Genomic DNA, 10,559 nt, shown 5'->3' on the forward strand with positions numbered 1-10,559 from the left:
GGCGCTCGTTTGGGTGTTGAAAGCAGGTGCTTGTGTTCCGCTTGCGGGCGGTGCGGGTTGTCAGTATGTGTAACGGAGGCCATCGGAGCTTGGACTGACCACCCTCGTAGCGCAGAAAATGACGCGGCCGCATTCGTACCTAAATTATTCGCGGGCTGTTGCGTTCTTACGTTGGGGTGATTGCCCTGTGAGGCGGTTCAATCTGACGGTGGGGTCTGCGTGATTATTTGTAACGGGTTGTCCAGGGTGTGTGTGACGGCGCTATTGCTGGGCGTGAGCCTGGCCGCATCCGCGCGCGAGGCGGTGGTGCAGGCGGCGGCGGACATCCGACGCACCAGTTTCGGTGTGCCCCATATCCGCGCCAGTGATGAGCGCGGCCTGGGCTTCGGCATCGGTTACGCCTATGCCCAGGACAATCTGTGCCTGCTGGCCAACGAGGTGGTCACGGTGAGCGGAGAGCGCGCCAGGTTCTTTGGCCCTGAACAATCGACCCTGGAGGAGCGCAACAACGTTACCAGCGATGTGTTCTTTGCCTGGCTGAATACGCCAGAGGCGGTGGCCACGTTCTGGGCGGCGCAGAGCCCACCGATCCAGCAGCGTATCGAAGGGTACGTCGCCGGCTACAACCGTTATCTGACAGAGCAGGGCGCTCCGGCCCAGTGCCAGGCGGCGTGGGTGCGGCCAATCACGCCGCAGGATGTGATCAAACTGACGCGCAGGCTGCTGGTGGAAGGCGGCGTCGGCCAATTCGCCGAAGCCCTTGTCGGCGCCACGCCGCCCAACACCACCGCCCATCGACTGGGCGACGCCAAGGCCTTTGAGCTGGCCGCTGCGCATCAACAGCGTTTCACTCTGGACCGAGGCAGCAACGCCGTCGCCGTGGGCCGTGACCGCTCATTCAACGGGCGTGGCATGCTGCTGGCCAATCCGCATTTCCCCTGGATCGGCGGCATGCGCTTTTATGAGATGCACCTGACCATCCCTGGCCAACTGGATGTGATGGGCGCTGCACTGCCGGGCTTGCCGCTGGTGAATATAGGCTTTAACCAGCATGTGGCCTGGACCCATACCGTCGACACGTCCAAGCATTTCACCGTGTATCGCCTGACCCTCGATCCCAAGGATGCCACGCGCTACCTGCTGGACGGTAAATCCATCCCGCTGGATAAAACCACGCTGACGGTGCAGGTCAAACAAGCCGATGGCAGCCTCAAAGGGCAGGCGCATACCGTCTACCGTTCGCAATTCGGTCCGGTCGTGCAATGGCCTGGCAAGCTTGATTGGGACAACCGTTACGCCTTCAGCCTGCGCGATGCCAACCTGGGCAACGACCGCGTGCTGCAACAGTGGTACGCGATGAATCGCGCCGGCAGCGTCAAGGAGCTGCAAACCGCGGTACACACCCTGCAAGGCATCCCGTGGGTCAATACCCTGGCTGCGGATGACCAGGGGCAGAGCCTGTTCATGAACCTGTCGGTGGTGCCCAACGTCAACGCGGCCAAACTCGCGCAATGCAGTGACCCACGGGCCGGCCTGCAATTGATCGTACTCGACGGTGCCCGCAGCGCCTGCGCCTGGGACGTCGACCCGCGCGCTGCCCAAGCCGGGATCTTCGCGGCCGACCAGTTGCCGCAACTGGAACGTACCGACTACGTGCAGCATTCCAACGATTCGGCCTGGATGGTCAACCCCAAGGCGCCCCTCACCGGTTTTTCCCCGGTGATCAGCCAGGACAACACCGGCCTCGGCCCCCGCGCGCGTTTCGCCGTGCAACGCCTGCAGTCGCTGGACAACCGGCCGATCAGCGTTGCCGACCTGCAAAACATGGTGATGGACAACCAGGTCTACCTCGCCAGCCAGGTGATGCCCGATTTGCTCGAATTCTGCGCCAAGCACCTCGGTGCCGACACCGCCACGCTGCAACCGCTGTGCGCCAGCCTGCAAACCTGGGACCAGCGCGCCAACCTCGACAGCGGCCTGGGCCTGGTGCATTTCATCAACCTGATGCAACACCTGCAGCACAGCCCTGACGCCTGGCGTGTCGCCTTCGACCCGGCCCAACCCCTCACCACCCCACGCGGCCTGGCCATCGAGCGAGCGCCCGTCGCCAAGGCCTTGCGCGAAGCCATGCTGGCCTCGACCGTCGAGGCCGGCCAACTCGGGCTCACCGCCAACAGCCGCTGGGGCGACCTACAAGTCTCCGGCCAGACCCCAATCCACGGCGGCCCGCAACAGCTTGGCATCTACAACGCCATGCAAACCGTGCCCCGCGCCGATGGCAAACGCGAAGTGGTCAGCGGCAGCAGCTACCTGCAAATCGTCACCTTCGACGCCAACGGCCCCCGCGCCCAAGGCTTACTGACATTCTCCCTGTCCAGCAACCCTGCATCGAAATACGCAAAGGACCAGACACACGCATTCTCCGAAAAAAACCTCCGCCCGCTGCCCTTCAGCGAAGCGCAGATCAAGGCCGATCCGCAGTACCAATCGCAGGTCATCAAAGAGTAGGGCGCACACGCAACCCCTTGATGCCAGGGCAGAATATTTTTTGAAATCAAGGGGTTGCAGGCAAAAGCAAATGAGTACATAATGGCGCCCATCGAACGCAATGAAGCATTAAAAACTTCAATGTATTCAATAAGTTAGAGTAGAGGCACGCTTCACATAGCCCACTCAAGTTTGTATGCGGTGAGTGCCAGCAATCAGGGTACTGATCGTTTGAGGCCGAGTAGCAAAATGGTTATGCAGCGGATTGCAAATCCGCCTACGCCGGTTCGATTCCGACCTCGGCCTCCACTCTTAGAAACCCCGTAGATTAACGTCTACGGGGTTTTTTATTGCCTGCGATTTAAGATCGCTTCCGCAATTTTTTTGAATCGCTTCCGCAACCAGCCTGATTTACAGGAGGCTCTAGCCTTAATTGGCAGCGGTTTTCCTGTGTCAGGTGCATTTTTTGTCGATCTTGGTGGCGGGTGATGTACTCATGAGTCTGCGATAATCGAGGTTAGGACGTGGTTGTCGATGCTGGGGGCAATCCAGGGCTCAGAGATGGTCCGGATGGTACCTATTTGTGCGCAACCTGCGGGCTGTTGATGTCTCCAGCCCCGAAGCCCAAGGCCTAGGAAAAATTCCGGTAATGCCCAAGCCCAGTCCTACTGGGTCGAGGCCTTAGCAGCAGGGTGCTTTCGGCCCTCATGATCGAGAGGGAAACAATGAACAGGTTACTGGCGATAGTTTTAATGATGACGTCCCTGACGGCCTGCAATAGCCAAAACGTAAACAATTTCGAGCGGATAGATTCATCCGCTAAAAGCGTCACGGTGCCCGTCGGGTCTAGCGGTCTACTCGGGGGGCTCAAACAATCTTTGAGGTCAAATGGTTGGAAAATGAGCGTTTACAAAGGCGCATCAATCATTGAAGGAACAATGGGTAAGGAAACCTCACTCCAGCACTACGACACATTCAATACACGATATACCCTGAAAGTAGCTTACCAACAGGTAGACACCTGCATCTGGGACCTTAGGGGATACTCGATTTTTGATATATCTCTAATAGATAACCAGTCAGGCAGTGAGGTATTCACTATCGCCGATAAGGACTGCGATTCAACCGTCGTTAAAAAATTCGACGAGCTCGTGCGCTAGGTCTAAGCAAGAAGGTAAAGCGGCAAGCGCGCCTATGGCTTGCTGGCAGCTGCCATCCAGGACGACAAGTCACCTCGCTCACCACCAGATCCACGAACAACGGAAATGTATGGAAGCCACTGATGAGGTTTACCAGATTCTGAGTGACGCGAAAGCTCTTGCTCGGCGTTATTACCGCCTGACTGGCAAGCCGCTGGGTGTCACTGGTGAAGTCGCAGAATACGAGGCAGCTCGGATCCTCAATCTCGAATTGGAGCTTGCTAGGGAAACTCCGAACAAGTCTCCAAGTATGCTGAAATACAGCCTCACCACCTGACCGGAGTGCTTCATGAGCCAGATGAGCTTTTCCGATTTTGAATACGCGGGCAAGCGCAAGCAAACACGCCGCGAACGGTTCCTCGCCGAGATGGATCAAGTCGTGCCATGGAGCGGTTTACTGGCGTTGATCGAGCCGTATTATCCGAAGGCTGGCGGTGGCCGCAAACCGTATCCGCTGGAAACCATGCTGCGCATTCACTTGCTGCAAAACTGGTTCTCGCTGAGCGATCCTGCCATGGAAGAAGCGCTGTATGAAATCACGCCCATGCGCCAGTTTGCGCACTTGACCCTGAGCGCGCCGATCCCTGAAGACACCACGATCATGAACTTCCGGCACCTGCTGGAGAAACATAAGTTGGCGCCGGCGATCCTGGCGGTCATCAACGGTTATTTGCAAGAGAAAGGCCTCTCGCTGCGCCAGGGCACCATCGTCGATGCGACGATTATCCACGCGCCCAGTTCGACTAAAAACGAGGACGGTAAAACGCGATCCAGAGATGCATCAGACGAAGAAAGGCAATCAATATTTCTTCGGAATGAAGGCCCATATTGGTGCCGACGTTGAGTCGGGGCTGGTTCACCACGTTCACGGCACCGCGGCGAATGTAGCCGATGTCACTCAGGTTGCCGAACTGCTGCACGGCGAGGAAAACGCGGTCTACGCCGATGCTGGTTACACCGGTGTTGAGAAGCGCGAAGAGCATCAAAACCGTGAAGTGGTTTGGCAAATCGCCGCGCGACGCAGCACCTATTCCAAGCTGAGCAAGCGCAGCGTGCTGTACAAAGCCAAGCGCAAAATCGAGTACCTCAAAGCCCAGACACGGGCCAAGGTCGAACACCCATTTCGGGTGATCAAACGTCAGTTCGGTTATGTGAAAGTGCGCTTTCGCGGCCTAATGAAAAACACCGCTCAATTGACCACGCTGTTTGCCTTGTCCAATTTGTGGATGGCTCGAAAAAAGCTGATGGGTATGGGCTAATTACCCGCGTAACACGGAGAAATGAGCTGACAAGCTCGCCAAGGCGGTGCGTACGGGATATTTCGCGGTCAATAGCGCCAAATTCAGCGGGATTTTCAACTTGCCGCACGGTTGCGGCAAGTTGATCGGAGCTTCCTTAGGTTTAAGGTCCTCACTTTTGATGGCGTGCTCTGTGCAGCTAAAACTGAAAATACTCCTCACGGCGATACTTCTTACGACGATTCCACTTATAGGGAGCGCCACAGTGCCATGTACTTTTGAAAATAAGGGACTGGGTGGTGGGCCGTCTTTTAAGTTTGATTTTTCAAAAGAAGAGTGCCGGCTCGTGGAGACCCGTGACGGCAGTGTTGTGACGCTTACAGTTCAATATCCGGAGATGAAATTGATAGGTGCCAGAGTGGTGGATGACTCTGTGATTGTCTTGGGGATGAGCCATATCGATTCTGAAAGATACGACCAAAATGGAATTGTCGGAACGCGGGAGCCAGATAGGCGCTTGTGCACTATGGATATTATGATGTTGGATCCGTCGAAATGTATCGTTTCCGTGGCAAGGATGGTGAAGTTGTCTTTGTGAGTAATATGGGCAATACCTATTTGGCTAAAAGGCTTGTGGCGGGAGACGTGTTTGTTTTTTGTCAGTACTCCACAAGCCACCAGGATCTTGAATATTTAGATGCGACTATCACGGATTTTTTAAGTCAGAAACTGGAAAACAAGGATGTGGGTTTTGTTTGTGCTGGCCAGGCCCTGACGGTCAAAGTGGAAACTTTCACCTTTACCCGCTATGGGGCGGTCGAAGGGGAAGCGATCGGGCTGTCCAGCGATGCCATAGATGATGAGAAGCGTGGGCCCGTCTACAGCAGCCGGATTCGATTGAAAGAAGATCATTTGAATATCAAGGGCCAACGCGTTGCGCTATCGCCGGGTATGTCGGTGACGGCGGAGGTCAAGACGGATCAGCGTCGGGTGCTGGATTACTTCCTGAGCCCTTTGCGCCAGCATGTTCAGGAGAGTTTGAGAGAGCGCTAGGCGGACTATTTTCATGGATGGGGTTCGGTCTGACGCGGTTCAAACCGTCATAGGTTCAGGCCCTCACGTTCGATGGGGTAATTGATCATGATTTGGATGGTCGGATTGGAAGAAATTTTATGCGCGTAAATCGTGTTTTTTTGCGCCGAAATATGGTCAGAATTTTCTTTTTTTTCTGGCAGGCCTTAAGGGGCGTGGCAGCTATCTTGTTGCTGGGTCTGTTGGGACTGTTGGCAGTTGCATTAGTCACTTATCTATCTGAAGTTCAAAAAAGAACCGAGGCGGCGCCAAATGTGTCTTCGGGAAACCGTCCGGGTTGGGTATGCGGGAAAATTTTGGGCACTGTGATAGAAGTACCGAGTAGTTACGTCCTATTCTGGGCTGAATATGAAGGGAAAAGCTCATGGGAAAAAGGCTTTACCGAAAATAAGAAAGGCTGTGATGCTAATTTTTCTTCGGTATCAATGGCGCTGTCTTGGCCATATCTTCTACCTGTGAGAACGAGTGAGTATACGACGACCCCCTACGGAAAATTTCAAGGTGTGGTGTTGACGCTTGAACAGATTGCTGCCAGGCATGGAGATCTTGATTATCTGATAAATAATATGCTGGAGGCCTCTGCATCTAAAGTGGAAAGTGCGGATAATTATCAGAAGGAGTTGGGATTGTTTCTTCAGGAGAAAGATAATAAATATTTGCCCGGCGAAGTAAATGGCTACTATTGGAAGCGCAGTGCGGAGAAAGTGCCCGTAGTATTTTCCTGTCGACGATATAAAACTGAAAAGGAATTTTATGAATGCACAGGCTATTTTGTCATTGAAAAAATAGGTGCACTTGCGAAAGTTGAACTTGCTCCGAGTAAACTTAATGACTGGCCAGCGGTTGTAGATGCCATGAACGCCTTCGTTCTCTCAAATATCAAACAGTAAAATTTAAGGTGCCGTGATGCCTCAAGAACTAAGTAAGTTTGAGTTGGGTTATGCGAGAGCGCTTCTGGAGTCCGCTGGTCCGAGTGCTATGTATGATTACCTGGCCGCCAAGGGTTACCAATACGCCAAGCTAGCAAACGGGGTCGCGAAGGGCGATACATTTGCAGGCGCAACTGCGATCAGTTTTATGAAAATGACGGCCTCAAATATAGGTGCGCCTGTATCTGATGCTGATGTGGCACGCATTTTAAATTAGATGGCCCGTGGTTACCTTTCTGCTTTAGATAGTAAGCTTGAGACAAACGGAGGCAGTCCCATTTCTTCTGATGTCACGCACCAAGAAGCATGGGGTTTTCATACAAAAGTATTTGAAGATAATGGCCTGTCGAAGGACGCATGGACATTGAATTCTGTACTTTCGAATATCACAGAAAATACTAGGGAAAGCTATTGGCAAAATGTTCTTGATTCTGCTGGTGACATTAAAAAAGAGCTACTATTGGCTATTAATACTGTCCAGCTTATGTCGCTCGCGACCGTGGCCGGCTCTGGGGCGAATAAAGAACTTGCTCAAAGCTGGATTAACAAGGTCGACTCTCCAACTGGGTATTACAATGTTGTTACCCAATTGCTGAACAGTAAGAAGGATCCTGCTCGACCCGACGCGAAGACTACGCTCGACAATATCCGTAAAATAGAGATAGAGCCAAATGGCGACATGATCTTGACGGTTCCCCTTTCATCATCTTCTGTCGGTGAGGCCACGCTGCTTTATACGAAAGATAGCGTTCAAGTCAGCGTCGCAGGTATTTCGTTGATGGAAGTACCCAAGGACTCGATCATTTCGGTCGGTAAACAAAATGTTTCCGTATCACACAGCTATGGCGACTTGTCGGCGGCCTATCGCTTGACGGCTCAAGGTGTGGTCGTCGCGTGGAAAAACGCCGAGGGTGGATTAGCGGTAGAACAGACTTACGGTTTCGATGGGCTGCCGGTAAACACTACTTGGAAACAGAACGGTCAAACCTTCACGGGCCCTTCGCCCGATCTGGCTGCGTTTATCAGCCAGACGTCTACCCAAACTGGCGCGTTGGTCTTGTCCCAGACCGTAGCATCCCAGCAGGCACAGACCGGCACGCTCCTGAATACGTCCGCCGAGGGTGCGATCGCCGCTGCAGAAAATGCCCTGTCCTTGAAGGCTCTGCAGCATCGTCTGGCCCAGGAACCCTATTCTGATCGCTGGTCACCCACTGCATTGGGCGCCAGTATTCCTTTTGCACTGAGGTTGTCGAACGGCTTACAAGCGGCAATCCAGCAAGTACTGAATATCGCTCAACAGGGCTGGAGCACTTACAACGTTGGCATCGTCACCATCCTACCATTGGAGGTGTCGGGTTCTGGTCGATACCACCTGCCGCTGGTGCTGGACCTGACGGGGAGTGGCATCAAACTGCTGCCACCGTCACAAAGTAACGCAGTGTTCGATCATAACGCCGATGGGGCAAAAAGCGCGGTGGGCTGGGTCGGGGCGGACAATGGCATCCTGGTGTTTGACACCAACGGCAATGGGGCTATCGACAATGCTACCGAGTGGTTTGGTGAGTCCTTCGCGGTACCGGGAAGCAAGGCGCCGGTTGGGCAAAATGGCTTTTCGGTGCTCGCGACGCTCGCCGCTGCCGGGAGTACGGTTTTTTCTCGGGATACCGCGTTGATCAACCCTTTCACCGGCGGCAATTACTTTGACGGTGTCAAAGTATGGGTCGACGCGGATCAGAATGGCATTTCCACGCCTGACGAATTGAAAACATTGACGTCTCTGGGTATCGCATCCATTGACCTGATATCGACGCATGACGGCCGTCAGGTGGGAGGGGGATTAATTGATTCCACCGCCGGTTTTACGTTCACCAATGGCACACGAAGAGATATTGCCGATATTGGGTTGGCCGAGAAAACCGAGGCCGCTCAAGGGGCAGCCCCCATCAACCCATACTTCATGGCGGTAGCTCCTGTTGTTCGCTCACTGGAAAGGCAGTGGCCACCTATCGAAGCTGCATTGGAATGTCGGTCCTGACTGTGACGATTGGCTGCGTCCGGGTGTATCGCATTGCTCGCCAATCCAGCTCAGCTTTTTTCATGACCCGCCGACATTCCGATGCAGCCCCTTGAGGGAGCTCATCTTGTTTGAAATAAGTGGCAACAGTTACAAGGCTGTGCCAGCATCCGGCCACAGACTTTTGCAAGGAAGCTGAACAATGCTCGATGCTCTGGAAGGCACGCCACTCTGGGTTTACGGCGCATTTCTCTTGGTCTGCTACTACGGTTTTAGTGCCAGAAAAACCAGTCGTGAAAGTCAGCAGTCGCTGATCATCACACCGGTTGTTTTGGTGGTCTGGTCACTCCTTTCTCTCAGCTACGCGGACCGCGTTGAATTGACCGTGGGCAGTTGGTTCACGGGAATGCTTTTAGGTGGCCTAGTCGCATTTGCAATATTTCCTCGACGCGGACTGACTTTGGACGAGGAGGGCAAGCACCTGATCGTTCCAGGGACATGGAAAGTTCTTGGTATCTCGCTTCTCTTTTTTGCCGTGAAATACTTCATCGGTTATCAAGCTGCCGTACATCCAGAATTCTCGGCCACTGTGGAAATGCTCGCCCTTGCTGGTGCCGCATCAGGGTTTACGGTCGGCTTGTTCTGCGGACGCACGGGTGTCTTCTACTTGACGTGGCTTGCACTTCGAGATGTCCATGAAAGCAAACGCACCATCTGAACACGCTTGTTGATAGCTCTACGCGCGCTCATGAGAGAGGATCAGGCAGTTAACGACAGGCTGTCGTGGCGCTGGTTGTTCTATTCGGAATCCTGCTCAAGCCAGGCAATACGCGGCGCCTCTTTACGAAGTGCGAAATACTCGACCTGCACCTTGGCGCTGTTGATCATCTTGCCGCCCAGGTTTGCCAACTCGGAGGCGTCTTTGGCCCTTATCTCCCCTGACTGCAACTGTCGGAACACTTCACTCAAAGCAGAGTTGGTATCAGTTGAAGACTGGGATGGCGACACTCAAGATGAAATAAACGTGGCGATTTTTCGGTTTTCCAACCTATTGAGACTTGCGTCTGACGACGACTGATTGGCCTCAGTTTAAGGCAGAGAGGTGTCTACGAAACCCGGGGCGATTCACCCGCTTGAGTTGCAGCGTCTTAGCAGGCAAGAATGTCCGGAATGTAATGTTGTCCAATTTATTGTTTAATAAGAAAATAATTAGGGATTGCAACTCCACCTACGCCAGTTCGATTCCAACCCCGGCCTCCACTCTTAAAAACCCCGTAGATTACCGTCCACGGTTAATGAGATGGTCACCCCCAACACCCTGTGAGGGCTACGCTTTCACGGGGTGTTTTGTTTTCGGAGGCCATCATCATGAGCGAATCAGCACTGATCGGTATCGATCTCGGCAAACATACTTTCCACCTGCACGGCCAGGATAAGTCGGGCTGCGAGGTGTTTCGCAGAAAATGCTCACGAGCGCAGATGATGCAGTTTTTCGGCAATGTGCCGAGCTGTGTCGTGGTGATGGAGGCCTGTGCAGGGTCGCATTTTGTCGCTCGCCAACTGATGGCGATGGGACACACGGCCAAGCTGATTTCCCCGC

The 10,559-nt window shown here is 53.9% G+C and carries 8 protein-coding genes, 1 tRNA gene and 3 pseudogenes; 11 read left to right on the forward strand and 1 reads right to left on the reverse strand.

Translation table 11 applies throughout. The annotated features are described in order from the left end of the window. Positions 1–219 precede the first annotated feature (219 nt). From INT12_RS17730 to INT12_RS17775, 10 genes and pseudogenes are all read left to right on the forward strand, one after another. A complete protein-coding gene (locus INT12_RS17730; RefSeq protein WP_193058951.1) occupies positions 220–2,508 on the forward strand; it encodes an acylase in 2,289 nt (762 codons plus the stop codon). A 214-nt stretch (positions 2,509–2,722) separates the two neighbouring features. Then, positions 2,723–2,796 (forward strand) — tRNA-Cys (locus tag INT12_RS17735). A 960-nt stretch (positions 2,797–3,756) separates the two neighbouring features. Beyond that, positions 3,757–3,963 carry a hypothetical protein gene (locus tag INT12_RS17740; RefSeq protein WP_193041193.1) on the forward strand — a complete coding sequence of 69 codons (207 nt, stop codon included), beginning with the start codon at positions 3,757–3,759 and terminating at the stop codon, positions 3,961–3,963. 90 nt (positions 3,964–4,053) lie between these two features. Next, positions 4,054–4,945: pseudogene (locus INT12_RS17745) on the forward strand (IS5 family transposase). 172 nt (positions 4,946–5,117) lie between these two features. Continuing rightward, a complete protein-coding gene (locus INT12_RS17750; protein WP_193041192.1) occupies positions 5,118–5,522 on the forward strand; it encodes a hypothetical protein in 405 nt (134 codons plus the stop codon). Positions 5,523–5,653: 131 nt separating this feature from the next. Next, positions 5,654–5,977 (forward strand): annotated as a pseudogene (locus tag INT12_RS17755) (hemolysin secretion protein D); the annotation flags it as partial. Between the two features lie 119 nt (positions 5,978–6,096). Next, on the forward strand, positions 6,097–6,906 hold the full coding sequence (locus tag INT12_RS17760; RefSeq protein WP_193058952.1) for a hypothetical protein: 810 nt from the start codon (positions 6,097–6,099) through the stop codon (positions 6,904–6,906). 16 nt (positions 6,907–6,922) lie between these two features. Continuing rightward, complete coding sequence (locus INT12_RS17765) at positions 6,923–7,162, forward strand: hypothetical protein (protein WP_046484280.1); 240 nt, start codon at positions 6,923–6,925, stop codon at positions 7,160–7,162. Then, positions 7,163–8,980, forward strand: a complete 1,818-nt coding sequence (locus INT12_RS17770) for a hypothetical protein (protein WP_193058953.1) — start codon at positions 7,163–7,165, stop codon at positions 8,978–8,980. It begins immediately after the preceding gene. Positions 8,981–9,161: 181 nt separating this feature from the next. Next, positions 9,162–9,677, forward strand: coding sequence for a hypothetical protein (locus tag INT12_RS17775; protein WP_017846369.1), 516 nt, complete (start codon positions 9,162–9,164; stop codon positions 9,675–9,677). Positions 9,678–9,757: 80 nt separating this feature from the next. Here the strand turns inward: INT12_RS17775 and INT12_RS17780 are convergent, their stop codons facing one another. Further along, a complete protein-coding gene (locus INT12_RS17780; protein WP_193041194.1) occupies positions 9,758–9,928 on the reverse strand; it encodes a hypothetical protein in 171 nt (56 codons plus the stop codon). A gap of 399 nt (positions 9,929–10,327) precedes the next feature. On the opposite strand from INT12_RS17780, the pseudogene INT12_RS17785 reads away from it, so the two are divergent. Next, a pseudogene (locus INT12_RS17785) lies at positions 10,328–10,559 on the forward strand (IS110 family transposase); the annotation flags it as partial.

Origin of the sequence: Pseudomonas sp. K8 (assembly GCF_014889455.1) — a bacterium.
Lineage (GTDB): Bacteria > Pseudomonadota > Gammaproteobacteria > Pseudomonadales > Pseudomonadaceae > Aquipseudomonas > Aquipseudomonas veronii.